This is a genomic window from Kushneria phosphatilytica, assembly GCF_008247605.1.
In the GTDB taxonomy this organism is placed as follows: domain Bacteria; phylum Pseudomonadota; class Gammaproteobacteria; order Pseudomonadales; family Halomonadaceae; genus Kushneria; species Kushneria phosphatilytica.
The window spans coordinates 1,243,119-1,259,144 of record NZ_CP043420.1; the positions used below are offsets into that span (position 1 = coordinate 1,243,119).

The 16,026-nt window shown below is 56.2% G+C and carries 14 protein-coding genes; 4 read left to right on the forward strand and 10 right to left on the reverse strand.

Annotated features, from left to right (window positions below; all coding sequences use genetic code 11):
- Positions 1–400: 400 nt before the first annotated feature.
- From FY550_RS05535 to FY550_RS05555, 5 genes are all read right to left on the reverse strand, one after another.
- Positions 401–1,147 carry an SDR family oxidoreductase gene (locus FY550_RS05535; RefSeq protein ID WP_149054405.1) on the reverse strand — a complete coding sequence of 249 codons (747 nt, stop codon included), beginning with the start codon at positions 1,145–1,147 and terminating at the stop codon, positions 401–403.
- Between the two features lie 60 nt (positions 1,148–1,207).
- Positions 1,208–1,969, reverse strand: a complete 762-nt coding sequence (locus FY550_RS05540; protein WP_070976433.1) for an SDR family oxidoreductase — start codon at positions 1,967–1,969, stop codon at positions 1,208–1,210.
- Positions 1,970–2,056: 87 nt separating this feature from the next.
- The gene (locus FY550_RS05545) at positions 2,057–2,854 is read right to left on the reverse strand and encodes a carboxymuconolactone decarboxylase family protein (protein ID WP_070976440.1); all 798 of its coding nucleotides are present in this window, start codon (positions 2,852–2,854) and stop codon (positions 2,057–2,059) included.
- 98 nt (positions 2,855–2,952) lie between these two features.
- The gene (locus FY550_RS05550; protein WP_199287855.1) at positions 2,953–3,417 is read right to left on the reverse strand and encodes a (R)-mandelonitrile lyase; all 465 of its coding nucleotides are present in this window, start codon (positions 3,415–3,417) and stop codon (positions 2,953–2,955) included.
- A gap of 369 nt (positions 3,418–3,786) precedes the next feature.
- Positions 3,787–4,677, reverse strand: a complete 891-nt coding sequence (locus FY550_RS05555; protein WP_070976446.1) for a LysR family transcriptional regulator — start codon at positions 4,675–4,677, stop codon at positions 3,787–3,789.
- A 115-nt stretch (positions 4,678–4,792) separates the two neighbouring features.
- Between FY550_RS05555 and FY550_RS05560 the strand changes: the two genes are divergently transcribed.
- Complete coding sequence (locus FY550_RS05560; protein WP_070976451.1) at positions 4,793–5,194, forward strand: (R)-mandelonitrile lyase; 402 nt, start codon at positions 4,793–4,795, stop codon at positions 5,192–5,194.
- Between the two features lie 37 nt (positions 5,195–5,231).
- Here the strand turns inward: FY550_RS05560 and FY550_RS05565 are convergent, their stop codons facing one another.
- Positions 5,232–5,966, reverse strand: a complete 735-nt coding sequence (locus tag FY550_RS05565) for a FadR/GntR family transcriptional regulator (protein WP_267902459.1) — start codon at positions 5,964–5,966, stop codon at positions 5,232–5,234.
- Positions 5,967–6,232: 266 nt separating this feature from the next.
- Here FY550_RS05565 and FY550_RS05570 point away from each other — a divergent pair, with 266 nt between their 5' ends.
- From FY550_RS05570 to FY550_RS05580, 3 genes are all read left to right on the forward strand, one after another.
- Positions 6,233–7,579, forward strand: a complete 1,347-nt coding sequence (locus FY550_RS05570) for an APC family permease (protein WP_070976463.1) — start codon at positions 6,233–6,235, stop codon at positions 7,577–7,579.
- Positions 7,503–8,522 carry an acetamidase/formamidase family protein gene (locus FY550_RS05575; RefSeq protein WP_233350278.1) on the forward strand — a complete coding sequence of 340 codons (1,020 nt, stop codon included), beginning with the start codon at positions 7,503–7,505 and terminating at the stop codon, positions 8,520–8,522. The genes FY550_RS05570 and FY550_RS05575 overlap by 77 nt, the downstream gene beginning before the upstream one ends.
- A gap of 205 nt (positions 8,523–8,727) precedes the next feature.
- Positions 8,728–9,645 (forward strand): LysR substrate-binding domain-containing protein, encoded by a 918-nt coding sequence (locus FY550_RS05580; protein ID WP_070976467.1) that lies wholly within the window; start codon positions 8,728–8,730, stop codon positions 9,643–9,645.
- A gap of 6 nt (positions 9,646–9,651) precedes the next feature.
- Here the strand turns inward: FY550_RS05580 and FY550_RS05585 are convergent, their stop codons facing one another.
- From FY550_RS05585 to FY550_RS05600, 4 genes are all read right to left on the reverse strand, one after another.
- Positions 9,652–11,067: a YfcC family protein gene (locus FY550_RS05585; RefSeq protein ID WP_070976468.1), complete on the reverse strand. Its 1,416-nt coding sequence runs from the start codon at positions 11,065–11,067 to the stop codon at positions 9,652–9,654.
- A 54-nt stretch (positions 11,068–11,121) separates the two neighbouring features.
- Positions 11,122–12,303: a M24 family metallopeptidase gene (locus FY550_RS05590; protein WP_070976471.1), complete on the reverse strand. Its 1,182-nt coding sequence runs from the start codon at positions 12,301–12,303 to the stop codon at positions 11,122–11,124.
- A gap of 323 nt (positions 12,304–12,626) precedes the next feature.
- Positions 12,627–13,325 (reverse strand): response regulator, encoded by a 699-nt coding sequence (locus FY550_RS05595; RefSeq protein ID WP_070976477.1) that lies wholly within the window; start codon positions 13,323–13,325, stop codon positions 12,627–12,629.
- A complete protein-coding gene (locus FY550_RS05600) occupies positions 13,315–16,020 on the reverse strand; it encodes a sensor histidine kinase (protein WP_070976478.1) in 2,706 nt (901 codons plus the stop codon). Before FY550_RS05600 ends, FY550_RS05595 begins: the two co-directional genes overlap by 11 nt.
- Positions 16,021–16,026: the final 6 nt, after the last annotated feature.

Genomic DNA, 16,026 nt, shown 5'->3' on the forward strand with positions numbered 1-16,026 from the left:
CGAACTCATAATCCTTAAGTGCATTTTTACGTTCTGCCGGGCCTGCCAACCCCGACTTACCCTTTTCCTTTTAGTTTTTGATCTTTTAGCAGAAATTGGGCGCCATCAGTCATTATTTTTGACGCTTCTGGCTTCTGTAATCGTAGGCTTGGTGGTTTGTATTATTTATAATCCCCAAGGTTGTAAAAAATAGTGTTCAAAATTGACTGCGACCGATTTATATCAGAGATGTTTTATTGCTATCAGGCAGGGTAGAGCACTTTTTGTTATAGCTGGCACTCACTGCCAGTATTTGAGTGCCCTACCTCGGCAGGATCATGATTCACCGCCATGGCGGCTACGTTTGTTCGTTACAGCTGATGGCTATCAGCTTCTGTGTCGACTCGGCAAAAGGTGCCTCTTATAGCGGCTGAGAGGTGGGCCGATAGAGTACCTCGTTGATATCGACATCTTCAGGTTGAGTGATCGCGAAGTAGACGATGCGCGCGAAGGAGTCCGCCGGAATTGCCGCTGAGGCGTAAAAGCCGCCGATCGCCTCCGAGGATTCCGAATCGGTGATATGGCTGGGCAGCTCGGTATCGATGGCTCCCGGGGAGATGATCGTCGAGCGCAGGTTGTAGTCCTTGACCTCCTGGCGAAAACCTTCGCTGATGGCTCGTACCGCGTGCTTGGTGGCGCAATAGACCGTGCCCGCCGGAGTCACCTTGTGACCAGCGACCGAGGAGACATTGATCACATGGCCGAACTGCTGTGATTTCATCTGCGGTAGCACTGCGGCGATGCCGTAAAGCGTGCCCTTGAGGTTGATATCGATCATGTTGTCCCACTCGTCGATTTTCAGCTTCTCGAGAGGTGACTGTTGCATGAGCCCCGCGTTGTTGAGCATCACGTCGATTTTGCCATAACTCGAGACCGCTTTATCGACCAGCGCCTGAACGTCAGCCTGGCGTGTCACGTCGGTCTGCAGGGCCAGGGCCTTGCCGCCGGCGGCTTGGATCTCATCGACGATCTTTTGCAGGCGATCCATGCGTCTTGCGCCGAGTACCACGATGGCGCCATGGCTTGCCAGGTGTCGGGCGGTGGCTTCGCCGAGACCGCTACTGGCGCCGGTAATAACAATAACTTTGCCCTGAATATCCTGAGTCATCTTTCTCTCCTGAGAATGAAAGTGGGTGGTGCGATCACATGAGTGGGGGTGAGCAGTGCTTCAGCGCGCGGTGAAACCGCCATCGACCGGTAGTGCGTGCCCAATCACGAAGGTAGAGCCCGGGCCACACAGCCAGAGCACGGCGGAGGCAATCTCCTCAGGGCGACCCAGGCGGCCGATTGGCTGCTCTCGAACGATCTCCTCGAGCGGCAAATCGCCACGCTCGACCATCCTTTGCACCATCGGAGTGTCGATGGTGCCGGGGCAGACGGCGTTGACGCGGATGCCTTGGGCGGCGTATTCCAGTGCCGTGCTTTTGGTCATGCCGACCACGCCATGCTTGGTGCCGTGATAGATTGAGCGCCCGGGCAGGCCCACCAGGCCACCCAGTGAGGAACAGTTGACGATGGTGCCGCTGCCTTGTGTACGCATCTGGGCGAGCTCGTATTTCATGCAGCACCAAACGCCGAACAGGTTGATCGAATTGACACGGGCGAACTCTGCGCTGGTGGCATCGGCAGTTTCGCAGGCGTCGCTTTGTACGCCTGCGTTATTGAAGGCGGCGTCGAGTCGGCCATAGGTAGCGACAGTCTGTTCGATCAGGTGCGCGACCTGGTCTTCCTGAGCTACGTCGCAGAGAATACCGGTGACCTCATGGCCCTCGTTCTCAAGTGTGCGCACCGCTTCTTCGAGGCCCCCCTGACTGACATCGGAAAGCACGACACGGGCGCCTTCTTCGGCAAAGGCTCTGGCCGTCGCGAATCCCATGCCCATGGCGGCGCCGGTAACAAGGGCGACCTTATTGGCGAAATCGGTAGGCATTCGAATGATCTCCTGGATGATGTGCAAGGATTCGAAAGGGCGCTGGAAAAGGCACTGAACACAGTGCTTCCGAACGAGGCGTGCAGATCAATCCGTGATCAGCCCGCGCGACTCGAACACCGCCCTGAAGACCGGCATGGCTGAAAATACCCTCGGCCATCCGGCATAGAACGCCAGCTGAGTGAGCGTTTCGGAGGCTTCGGCCCTGGATAGCCCGTTATCCATGGCACGATTGAGGTGAAAGGTGACCTGCTCGGGCTGACCGGCAGCCACCAGCGCGCTGACGGTCACCAGGCTTCGATCTCTGGGGGCCAGGCCTGGACGCAACCACAAATCCTGAAACAGCGCATCGGTGGTGTATTCGACTACGCCCGGTGCCACCGCACCGAAGCGTTCGGCCACCAACTGCTGACGTTTGGCCTCGGCTTTTTCGTCAAGCGGCAGGCGCTGCGTGGGCACCGCAGGCGCGGACGAGTTGTCGATCCCCCGTGTCGCGAAGACATCCTCCAGAATCGCCACGGCGGTGGTGGCGTTACCCCAACCGGTGTAAAACGCGAGATGGGTGATGATCTCGGAGAGCTCGTTGGGGGTGACGCCATTGTCCAGTGCGAGATTGAAGTGATAGGGCAACTCGGCGACCTGTTGCTGAGTGATCAGCGCCGATAGGGTCACAAGGCTGCGATCCCTGGGGCTCAGGCCGGCTCGGTGCCATAGCTCACCGAGCACCATCTCGTTGGTGTAATGCGCAAACGCTGGCGAGACGCGGTTCATTTCGCTCTCGCTGGGCGCAGGCGAGAAGTCCCGAGTCGCTCGTGAGTCCGGCATCTGACTGCAGGCTGCCAGCACGCCGAGCAGGGGGAGCGTGCAAAGATATCTGGTGAGCATGACGTGGTGTCTCCGGCAAACAGCGACGGGAAGCGGTGCAGTAGCCTTCGGCCCGGTGTGCGGGCGCGGGAGCACTCGCAACCGGATGTGATGCCGGATCAGTGTCGATACTCTTCATCACTGACCGGCTCCAGCCACTCGACGGCGCTGCCATCGACCTGTTTCTGGATGGCGATGTGTGTCATCGAATGCGTGGCCATAGCGCCGTGCCAGTGTTTGACGCCCGGTGGTGTCCAGATCACATCGCCTGCCCGGATCACGTGCTTCTCACCGCCTTCTTCCTGAATCCAGCCCCTGCCGTCGGTAACGACGAGGGTTTGTCCTGCCGGATGGGTGTGCCAGTTGGAGCGCGCCCCCGGCGCGAAAGTGACTTCGCCGCCGGTGGTCTGGCGGACATCATTGCCATCGAAGAGCGGGTCGATCAGCGCGTGGCCGGTGAACAGATCGGCACGTCCCACGACCGTATCCCGATCCTGGAGATGGCTGATCTGCATGTTTCCCGCGTGGGCAAGGCCCGCGGCCAGGGTCAGGGCCAATGCGGCCATCAGGTGGTTGGTTTTCATCGTGTCGACCTCTGCGTAACGGTGCCGGTGGATGTTTCGATGACCCGGCATTCGACGGGGGAGTGATACACATCGACCAGTGAGAGAAACCTTTGCACAGCTTGCTGTGACCGACCATGGCGCAGAGATGCAAACACTCATGAGGCGAGCTCATGGGTGCCCGGGACAAAACTGGCACGATTACCGGATTGGTATTCGAGCGTCAGGCAGGGTGGCGGCTCGTCATCAGTGGCGGAGCCGGCCGTTGAGACTGGATGACCGCGAAAGCCCGGTGAGCACGAAAGGGAAAGACTGCACAGGGCACCGTCGCCGTGGTCGATGGTGGTGGCCATCGGCAACGGTGCGCCGCCTTGCGAAAGCGGGTTCGGATTACACCTGGCTCAGGGCGTTAACGAGAATCGAGAATGCCGGGGAGGACTGCCGGCGATGAGGGTAGTAGAGGAAATAGCCGGTAAATGGCGGGCACCAGGCTTCCAGCACCGTTTCGAGCTTCCCGGCAGCGATGGCTTCCGCCGCCATGCCATCAGGGACATAGCCGATACCGTAGCCATCAATGGCCGCGGTAAGTATCGGTTCGGCGGTATTGAATGTCAGTTGCCCTTGTACCCTGACCCGAATCTCGTGGCCGTCCTTCTCGAACTCCCAGGCATAGAGTCCGCCGTGGGTTGGCAGTCTGAGGTTGATACAGTGATGCCGGGTCAGTTCCTGTGGCGTGCCGGGTCGGCCATGAGTGCGAAAATACTCCGGTGAGGCGACGGCGCGCATGGCGAAATCCGGCCCCACGCGCACTGCGATCATGCCCTCGCTGACCTGTTCACCCAGGCGGATACCGGCATCGAACTGCGATTCGACAATATCGGTGAGCTGATAGTCCGTCACGACCTCGACATGGATATCCGGGTACTGCTTGAGCACCGGGCGCAGTTTGGGCCAAACGATGGTGTTGGCGGCATAGTCCGTGGTGGTGATGCGGAAATTGCCGGCCGGCTTGTCGCGGGTATCGATGATCGACCACAGTTCACTCTCCAGCTCCTCAAGCATCGGCACCACCCGATCCAGCAGCCGCTGTCCCTCTACCGTGGGGGCCACCTTGCGGGTTGTTCGGGCCAGCACCTTGATGCCCAGACGCGTCTCGAGATCCCGAACCGTATGACTGAGCGCCGATTGAGACACGCCCAGCTGTGCCGCGGCCCTTGTGAAGGTGCCTGCCTTGGCGACAGTGGCGAAGGCCACCAGACCGGTCATGTTCTCTCTGAGCATTCATGAGCTCCTTTCATGGGTGCTGCCTGTGCAAGCGGATTATCAATGCGCCGAGGGCTGCTAACCTGCGGCTGCTATCAGCGATCGTGTTATCGCCACCCTTCAGGAGGTTGTCATGAAAATCAATCGCGTCGGCACGCAGCCATCCACACCGGGGCCGGAAGACTATTTTACCGGCACCGTTCGCATCGACCCACTGTTCAGCGCCGAAGAGCCCGGGCGCACCAGTGGTGCTGCAGTAACGTTCGAGCCCGGTGCGCGGACGGCCTGGCATACCCATCCGGCCGGTCAGACGCTGATCGTCACGGCAGGGGTTGGCCGGGTTCAGCGCGAAGGAGGGGCCATCGAAGAGATTCGCCCCGGCGATGTCGTGTGGTTCCCGGCGGGTGAGAAACACTGGCATGGTGCGGCGCCCGATGTCGCAATGACCCATATTGCCATTCAGGAATCGATCGATGGCACCCCGGTGACCTGGCTGGAGAAGGTCCGCGACGACCAGTACGAAGGCCAGGCATAAGCCCTGGTGGCGCTCCCCGGTTGATCCAAACCTGTAGCTACAGGGGTTTGCCATCCAGAGAGTGCTCCATGATGGCAAGCGTGAGAAAGAAATGGTGCTGGGCTGCCCTGAACGCTTCGTCACCATCGCGTCTCAGGATGGCCTGGACCAGCTGCTTGTGTTCACGTCGTGCCCGCGGCAGGGATTCTGCCGGGTAGGGCTCCGAGCCAAATCCCAGTGTGGCTCGGGCCGTGAGCTGCCTGGACTGGGTCTCAAGATGTTGATTGGCCGTCATCGCCATGATGCACGCATGCAGCTTCTGATCCAGCTCCCGCGCCCGCGAGGCATCGTCAGTCGCGCAGAACTCGTCGAGCAGGTGTTGCAGCTCGCTGGCCTGTTGCTGATCGTGCCGTTCAGCGGCGGTTCTCGCGACAAGTCCTTCCACCAGGCAGCGGTAATCGAAGAAATCCTTTAGCTGAGGCATCTCCTGGGCAAGGATGCGCTGCGCCGTATCGGGGGAGGCGTCGCTGACACGCTTGTACGTCACGAAAGTCCCGCCATCACGGCCTCGTCGTGACTCAATGAGCCCGAGCTCACTGACGATTTTCAATGCCGCTCTTACAGTCACACGGCTGACTGCCTGCCGCTCCGCCAATTCACGCTCTGATGGCAATCGATCACCCGGTGAGTAAGCGCCGATCGCGATGGCCGTCACGATTCTGTCGGCCAGTTCCTGCCTGGCGGAACCGGTTTCCCCGGCCAAAGTCCGGTCTGAATGACACGGCTTGTTCACAAGAACCCCCAAAAGGTATTTGAACAATACCTTTTACTGTGATTTTCTGATTCCGGTGAGTCGATACTGGTCACGACTCAAAAATTGCCGGGCTGAGTGTGCTCTTCAGGTCCAAAAGGCCGTTGTAAAACGAGCTCTGCATGACTGATGGCATCAGACCGGACCCGCGCACAGCTTACCAGTATCGAGCGCTACAAGAAGGCCAACGGCTCCCACAGGGCCATGTCAGATGTTGGCTAACCGACTAGAACAAAAGGAGATTTCTTGTGAGCCACAACACGCTGGAAAGCCTTGGGTATACGCAGGAGCTTTCCCGAACCCTGAAGCTGAGAGATCTCGTGATCTACGGCCTCATCTTCATTGTGCCCATTGCGCCCTTCGGGATTTTCGGCCACGTGATGAGTGCCAGTGGAGGCATGATCGTTACGGCCTACATTATCGGGCTTGTCGGCATGCTGTTCACGGCCATCTGTTATTCCGAAATGGCCAGGGAATTCCCTGTAGCAGGCTCGGTATATTCGTATGTATCACGGGGCAGCAATGGTTTTATCGGCTTCATGGCCGGCTGGGTCATGTTGCTGGATTACATTCTTATTCCGGCGTTGCTGTATGTGGTGGGTGCATTGGCGATCCATGACATATTTCCTGCGCTATCGCCTTTGATCCTCATTGTGGCGTTTGTCCTGTTCAATACTTATATCAACATCCGCGGGATCAGTTTTACGGCGGCATTCAACAAATGGATGCTGGTGGCAGAACTTCTTGTGCTCGCCATTTTCCTGATCATGGGGGTCGTCGCGGTCAGCCATCATGTCAACGGTGCCGTCTTCTCGGCAGCCCCGGTTTATGATGCTGATAACTTCTCACTCGGCCTGATCATTTCTGCCGTGCCTATCGCTGTTCTGAGTTTTCTGGGGTTCGATGGCATTTCGACTCTGGCAGAAGAGGCCAGGGGGGGCGGGCGAGCCGTCAGTCGAGCGATCTTCCTGGTCCTTCTGATCATCGGTGGCCTGTTCATCGCCCAGACCTGGATCGCGGCGCTGATTCAGCCGGATCCTGCAAAATTCGAGAATCTTGATACCGCCTTCTATGAAACGGCGCGTATCGCAGGCGGTGGTTGGCTGGCTACTCTGACTGCGGCCACCACGGCGATTGCCTGGGGCATTGCCGATTCCCTGGTCGCACAAATCGCGACAGCCCGTATCCTCTACAGCATGGGGCGTGATCGACTGTTGCCGGAACCGCTTTCACGTGTGCATTCGCGATTCAAAACGCCTTATATCAGTACGCTGCTTGTTGGAGCGGTATCCATCGTGGTCGGGATGGCCTTCATGAATTATCTCGCCCTGCTCACGTCAATCGTGACCATCGGGGCGCTGACCGCCTTCATGGTGCTCAATATCAGCACCCTTTACTATTTCGTGTTTAAAAAGAAGTCCGCCAACGTATTTCTCCATGTCATCTGTCCGCTGCTGGGTCTGGCCGTAGTGGGTTATATCTGGAGTGGCTTCGAGTATTACACGATCCTCACGGGCCTTGGATGGACCATCCTGGGCGTGGCCATTTACGCCGTGGCGCAACGTCGCGGCCGGTCTGTCAGCATGGAGATCTAGGATGAACTTCAAGACCATTCATGACATTCATCACTGTTTCGATCACGCGCTCCAGCCGGTAGAAACCATCAGCTCGGGCGACACTCGATGTTTTGACATCCAGGATGCCAGTGGCGGCCTGATCCAAAAGGAGAGTCAGGCCGACATCCTGACTCGCTTGCCTCATGATGCGTTGAACCCGGTCTGTGGTCCTCTGTTTATCGAGGATGCTGATCCCGGCGATGTCATCGAAATCGAGCTGGAAGATTTCGAACCTGGCGCATGGGGGTGGACCGGCCTTATTCCCGGATTCGGCTTGCTGGCCGATGATTTCACGCAGCCCTGGCTGAAAATCTCGGAATACGACAGTGAGTCGGTGTACTTTCGCGATGATATCGTGATTCCGTTTCGCCCCTTTGCAGGCACCATCGGTCTGGCGCCAGCAGAACCCGGACAACACTCCATTGTGCCGCCTCGTCTGTGTGGCGGTAATCTGGATATTCGTGATCTCGTCAAAGGTTCCAAACTGTATTTACCCGTTCAGGTCAGGGGCGGATTGCTCAGTATTGGCGATACTCATGCCTGTCAGGGTGATGGAGAAGTCTGTGGCACGGCCGTCGAAACCGGTATGAAAGCCACCGCAACAATTCGGTTGCATAAAGGGGACAGGATTCTGGCACCGATGTTTGATATGCCACCTGTCGAGAGGGATCAATCCCTCAATGAAGGCTTTATCGTGACCACGGGGGTGGGCGCTGATCTGATGCAGGGCGCTCGGGATGCTGTTCGATTCATGATGGATCGCCTTGTGAAAAAGGCGGGGATGGAAGAAGAGATGGCCTATGCACTGTGCAGTGTGGCAGGGCAATTACGCATTAGTGAGATTGTCGACCAGCCAAACTGGGTCGTGTCCTGTTATATGCCGAAAGCCATCTTCAAATCCACGAGCCTCAAGGCAATCTGAGCGGCTTTAATGTCGTCGATGACCGAGCTCCCGGCTCGGTCTTTTTACTCAGTTTTCAGAGAGCACCTGGTCGAGCGAGCTTTCGAAGCCAATGCCGGAACGCGCATCATGGTTAACTGATCATTTCTTTCAGCGGAAAACGCTGTAATATCAGCCTGATGAAGGTGATTTTTATCGGCTTGTCAGAGACCCTCAAAGAGCTTGTATGGAACTGAGGCATTTAAGGTATTACATAGTTGTTGCCGAGCAGCTGCACTTTGGGCGCGCTGCCAGGCTACTTAATATCTCTCAGCCACCATTGAGCAATCAGATAAAGAATCTTGAAGAAGAAATCGGTGTTCAACTGCTGGTCAGAAATAACAAGGAAGTTCGTATAACGCCAGCGGGTCAGTATTTTCTCGAAGCAGCCAGAAAATGCATAGCGGCGCTGGACAAGGAAATTGAATTCACCCAACGAATCGCACAAGGCAAGGAAGGGACCGTTTCCATAGGTTTTAGTGGCACCATGTCGTTTCATGTGCTCCCGTCTATTGTCAAGGATTTCAAGAAGAATCATCCTGGCATCGATATACGTCTGCAACAGTTAACTACATACAATCAGATTGTTGGGTTGATTCATGGAACCATTGATATAGGTTTTCTTGTTTCTCCGGTTTCTGACCAGCGAATAGATAGTATCACTATACTGGAAGAGCGCTTCGTTGCCTGTCTGCCCAAAAATCATCCACTGGCGACTGGCTGTCAGGTTATTGATGTAAGCAGACTTGGCAATGAAAACTGGGTCATGACGCCCCGCGAAGCAGGTCACGGTTACTACGATGCAATTCTGACATTGTGCAAGGAGCATGGTTTCAAACCCAATGTCATCCAGACAGCTCAGGAACAGCAAACACTGGTAGCACTTGTGGCTGCTGAAATGGGCGTTACATTACTCCCGCAATCTGCAACCTATATAAAAAATGACCATGTCGTATACAAGGAAATCGATTCGAACATGAAAAAGATCAGCTCGATGGCCTGGAATCCCGGTTTGTTGACAGATACAGCACGGCTTTTTATTCATCATGTTGAGGAGAGGATGCAAAAAGGCACGATCCATCAATTGATCGTGCCTGAGTCCTGAATGCCTTTAAAAGGGGCCCAGGTCAATTGCTACTGCAATACCCAGTGCCACCGCTCCGATAAGTATCCAGATCAATAGCAAGGGCATCACGAATTTCAGCCACTTGATCCATGGCACACCGCCAATGGCAATACTGGCCATCAGAATTCCCGAGGTCGGCGTAATAATGTTGGTGAACCCGTCACCAAAGTTATAGGCCAGTACGGCCACCTGTCGGGTCAAGCCGATGGTGTCTGCCAAAGGCGCCATGACGGGAACAACAATTGCTGCCTGGCCGCTGGCAGAGCTGATAATGATATTGAATGCCAGGTTGAAGACATACATGCCCAGCGCTGCTAAAACCCCGGGTAACGGTTGGAGCATTATCGCAATCGAGTTGACAATGGTGTCCAGAACATAAGCGTTTTCGAGCACCACGACGATGGATCTGGCAAGACCAACAATTAATGCTGCGTACAGCATCCCCTGTGCGCCTTTGATGAATAGGCTTACATACTGGTTTGCCGATATCTTTTCAATCACTGCTGTGCCAAGGCTGATAACAAGAAATAGTGCAGCCATTTCATGCAATCCCCAGGAAAGATTGAATACCCCTATCACGTAGCCGATCATGCAGAAGGAAAAATAACCCAGTATCACCTTGTGCTTGTGGGTGAACTCGCTGGGGATCGCGCTATTATTTTCAACTTCTGCAGGGAAGGGGATATCTCCCAGCACTGACCTGTTCTGGTCTTTTGAAATTTTTGAAATGTAATAACAAAGATAGGCGATTGTGGCTGTCAGAATGCATAGATAGACGGCGAAGCGAAACCATAAACCGCTGAAGATGGGCAAACCTGCAATCTCCTGTCCGAATCCGGTGGTAATGGGGTCCAGACCACCAATGGTATAGCCCGCGTAAGCGCCCAGATAAATGATCGCCACACCTGCGACAGCATCAAGTTTAAAGGCTCTGGCTATAATGATACCGATCGGGATAAAAGCAATAACAGCCGTTTGCAATGCTCCGATGAAACCGGCTGCCGAAAAAACGATCGAAACTGCCACAATCAATGCATATTTTTTATCCTGCGTTTTTCTGATCAGTTTCATAATGCCAGCCTGAATGGCACCAGTATGATCGAGGATAGCGAATGCACCGCCAATGGTTAATACAAGGAAAATAATATTTGCAGAGTCAATCAACCCGGACTGTATGGACAGGAAAAAGTCGTAGAGTGTTGTCGGACTGGCAGGCAATGATTCATAACTGCCTGGCACTACCATTGCAGCGCCATTCTCTGTTGTACGCTCGAAGCTGCCTGCTGGAATGATCCAGGTCGCAATTGACGCAATGATCAGCATGGCAAACAGGATGACGTACGAGTCCGGTATTTTTTTCTTCTTGTTGAGCGCTGAGGCAGCGGGTTCTGTTTTTTTCATTGTGATCTCCCTGGATACTACAAGGGTAAGCGCAAGGTCTTACCCTGTCAGTGATTAGCGGATGGTCAGTGACTCAAGATCTCTCGGGAAATAAGTAATCATTTCCATGCCTTTTTCCGTTATCACGATCGTATCGGAGTGCCGGAAGGCGCCAATCCCTTCCACATACAACCCGGGCTCAACGGAAAAGACCATGCCGGGCTCGAGAAGGGTATGATCTCCCAGATCAAAAAATGGCGCCTCATGGTTCAAGAGACCCATGTTATGGCCAGTGTGATGTTTCACATATTGAGTCAGGCCATTGTCCTGAAAATATTGCTGGACCTCTTCCTCGACTCTGGAAGCGGGAATACCCGGTTTAATGGCTCTAAACGCAACTTCCTGTGCCTCATGCATATGATTGAAGAACTTTTCCTGCTCCCTGGTAAATTCTTCAATAAACATGGTGCGCTCAAGCTCGCTTTTGTATCCCCATACGTCACAGGCGGCCTGAGAGACAACATTAAAGCCTTTTTTGAATACGGCGTTCTGGTTTTGCGAGTGCGGAAAAGCCGAATGTGGCCCAATCTGGCCTCGATAGAATGCATGAGCCGGGGAACCGTAAGGGCGGTATCCTGCGCCCAGTGTTTCAAACATTGCTCTGGTCGCTTCCTGAGTAGCGCGACCTTCTGCTTCCATTTCCCGGCCACCAGTGTGGGTGTACTTGACCAGCAGGCTGTGTGCCAGATTACCCCAGCGTGCAGATTCCCTGATGAGCTCGATTTCATTCGGTGATTTGATATAGCGCTGTCTTTCTACAAGCCCCTTGATGGAGCACTTGCTGGCAAATGTGATCAACGAAGTGATAAAAGGACCTGCATAGCCCTTGGCCGAACCATAGCCTTCGGCATCAAGACCTACATTCAGAGCGCCAAAGTTCTTGTCCTGAAGGACGGCCCTGAGATACTCCATCGGGTGAGTAATGCCAGGGTATTCGGGGTAGTCATGGGTCTCGCTTATGACGGCATATTCCTGTGCGTGCTCCACCTCCATACGAGGTACGAACAAGCTGAAAACACCCCTGGAATCGACTATGAGGGAGATGGGCCTTTCGGAAGGTCGAAAATTGAACCCTGTCAGATAAAATATATCGGTGACGTTGAAGAGTAGCGCTGCATCACACTGTTGGCTCTGCAAATTCCTGACGAATGTATCTTGTCTGGTTTTGATTTCCGAGGTTGGGATTTCCAGAATCATGGCGCGAGCTCCAGAATTGAACACTTCTGGAAGCTAACAGCGCTGTTTTGCGAGGGTAAAATACTATATAAATTCTGTTCGATATCCTGAAAGTATCATCGTTATTGCGTCAGGTTCTCAAACGGTTTTTCTGATCTTCTGTTGTTGAGCATGGCAAAAATTTTCTGCTCAAGAAAAATGTGTATCAGGTTTTTCCGGAAAACAGATTTCTTGTTAACTGTGTTTGGTGCCTTTTATTTATCATGTTGTCTTTGGATCTGGGGGCCTGGGGATAGGGAAACCCTGTCTGGGAGAGCCTGCTGAGCTTTCTGGTCGGCCATGTTTCAAACTTCCAGCAGCCGATAGCCGACACCCGCTTCCGTCTGGATCAGGGTAGGCTGCTCGGGGTCATCGCCCAGTTTGTAGCGCAGTTTGCTGATGATGATGCGCAGATAGTGCGTATCCCGCTGATGTACGGGCCCCCAGATGTCCTTTAACAGTTGTGTTTGTGTGATCACCCGTCCCGGATGCTCGGCCAGCATGGCCAGTACCGCATACTCCCGGGGGGTCAGCCTGATGAGTCGACCTGCCAGTGTGACCTTTCTCATATCGAAATCGATGATCAGCTCACCTGCTTGCAATCGTCTGGGCGCGGATGATTCGCCAGTACTGCTACGCTGCCGCAATACGGCTCTGACCCGAGCGAGCAGCTCCTGGATACCAAAAGGCTTGGTGATGTAATCATTGGCACCGGCGTCCAGGCAGGCCACCTTTTCGCTTTCCGAATCCCGCACCGACACGACGATGACCGGAATCCGGCTCTGCTCGCGGATGGCCTGAAGCACTTCCTGACCCTCGATATCAGGGAGGCCCAAGTCCAGCAGTACCAGGTCCGGTTGGTCGCTGACAGCCATTAAAAGCCCCTGGCCACCGGTTTCCGCCTCGAGCACTTCGTAGCCTTGCGAACGCAGGCTGATACGCAGAAAGCGTCGAATCGGTAGCTCATCATCGACGATCAGGATGCGCGCATGGTCAGGGGTCATTCACGGCCTCGCTATCCGGGTCAGTGTCTGCAGAGTCGAGCAGTGGCAAACGGATCACGATACTGGTGCCCTGGCCCGGGGAGTTGCTTTCGGCGTGGATGGAGCCGCCATGCGCGCCGATCATTCCACGGCAGATGGCGAGTCCGAGACCACTGCCATGTTTGCCACGGTCCCCTTCGCCGCCGGTAAAGAACATGTCGAAGACCTGTTCACGAAGCGCTTCCGGAATGCCGGGGCCCTCATCGCTGATGCGCACGATGAGATCGTCCTGTTGGCGTTCAGCGCTGATGCGAATGCGTCCATCGGGGGGTGAGAAGCGAATCGCGTTTTCGATGACATTAACCAGCGCCTGCTCGATCAGCGCCGGGTGTACGTAGAGCAGGGGGAGCTCGGCAGGCCAGTCGCGCTCGATGCTGATGTGATCCAGCGCAGTGGCCAGGCGTTTGAGGGCGGCGTTGATCAGGTCGGCCAGTGCCACCCAGTCCCGCTCGATCTTCAGGGTGCCATGGCCGAGACGCGTCATGTCCAGCAGGTTCTGGATATAGCGGTTCAGTCGCTCGCTTTCACCCAGGACACCGTCGAGCAGTTCGCGCTTGTCGTGCTGTGAGAGCTGATCGTCCAGATCGCGCAGAGAACTGGCAGCTCCGATGATCGAGGCCAGCGGCGTGCGCAGATCATGAGATACGGAGGAGAGCAGCGCAGAACGCAGTCGCTCGTTCTCTTCGGCCAGCCTTGCGGCGCCCAGATCATGCACCAGCCGTGTACGTGCCAGCGCCATGCTCAACTGGTTGAGCAGCGTGTCGATCAGGATCTCCTGATCGTGCTCCAGCGGAACATCCCGCGCCCCCAGTGCCAATCCGATCACGCCCAGCACCTCATCCTTTTCGACCAACGGAATGAACCGCCAGTGTTGCGATGCCAAGGTTTGCGAGCCATGCCCGCTCGGGCGGCGGTGATGCCAGGACCAGGTCGCCGCCTGTCTGGCGGGCTTCTCCAGACGAGCCTCACCGGGGTGGGCATCGGTGATCTGCAGCTCATCCTCTCCTTGTACATACTCCAGAAACACCGTTTGAGTCTGCAGCCAGTTGGCCAGGGTCGTGACCCCCGTGGCTCGAGCGCTGGCATGATCGGCCGAGATCGAGAGCGCTCGGGAAAACTGCAGCAGCTGACGGGTCTGGTCGCGGCTGGCCCGCAGAGCAATCAGCTGGCGGCGGGCTCTGCCGGCCAGTTGCCCGCCGATCGTTGCTACCACGAAAAAGAAAAAGACCGTCAGCAACTGATCCCGATTCACCATCGCCAGCGTGTAGCGGGGCTCGGTGAAGAAAAAGTTGTAGGCCAGAAAACTCAGCACGGCGCTGAGCATGGCGGCGCGGGTGCCGCTATAGGTGGCAGTGATCAGGACGCCGGTCAGAAATACCAGTGACAGGTTGGCCAGCTCCATGGAACGATCGATGAGCAGGGCCAGCCCAAGTGTTCCCGGTAGTATCAGCAATGGAGGGAGCCAATCGCGAAGATTCAGGGTGATACGCCGACTCGGTAGCCAGTGAAAAGGTTCGCGTCGCTCAGTGCCTGCCACGATGACCAGATCAAAGTCGCGAGCCTGTCTCAGCAGTTGCTTGCCCATCGAGCGGTGCCAGAAATGCCATGGGGGCTCTGTACGCCGACCGATGATCAGGGTGGTTATGTTGTGACGCCGGGCATAGGCGAGCAGTTCGGCGACCCGATCCTGACCGGGCACCACCACCATGTCGCCGCCCAGCCGCTCGACCAGTTGACTGCTTCGCTCGATGTCGAGCCGCAGGGTGCGGGAAGCATCGCCCGTATCGATATGAATCGCCTGCCAGCTGGCACTGCGCCGTTCGGCCAGGCGGTGGGCGGCACGAATCAGGCTGGCATCCTCGGGGCGTCCGCTCAGTGCGATCAGTACCCTGGGCCTGACCGGCCATGGCCCCTGTGCCCCCAGCGCCCCCATGGAGTCGCGGACATCGCTGTCAACGCGCTCGGCCATGGTTTGCATCGCCAGTTCACGCAGTGCCGTGAGATTGGCCACGCTGAAAAAACCATCCAGTGCTGCGCGGGCCTGCTCCGGCACATAGATCTTGCCCTGCCTGAGCCGCTGGATCAGTTCATCGGGTGTCAGATCGATCAGGGTGATATCACGTGCTCGGGTGATCAGCGAATCGGGTACGGTCTCGCGCATGCGAATGCCGGTAATCCGTGCCACGGCATCGTTGAGACTTTCGATGTGCTGAACGTTCAGGGTGGTCCAGACATCGATGCCGGCCTCGAGCAGTTCCTCGATATCCTGATAACGGCGCGGGTGACGTCCGCCGGGAATGTTGCGATGCGCCAGTTCGTCCACCAGCACGATGGTTGGTGCGCGCTTGAGCACGGCATCGAGATCGAACTCCTGAAAGCGTCGCCCCTGATGCTCGCACTCGGCCAGCGGGATGCGCTCGATACCCTCGCACAGGTTTTCTGTGTCCTCCCGGCCGTGGGATTCGATGACGCCGATCACGATCTCTTCCCCCTCGGCGATACGATCCCGGGCGGTGCGTAGCATGGCGAAGGTCTTGCCGACCCCGGGGGCAGCGCCCAAAAAGAGGCGCAGACAACCACGCGCCTCGCGACGCGTGGTTCTGAGTAGCGCATCCGGATCGGGGCGCAGCGCCTCGCGGGTTTCCGAACCGTTCATGAGCTG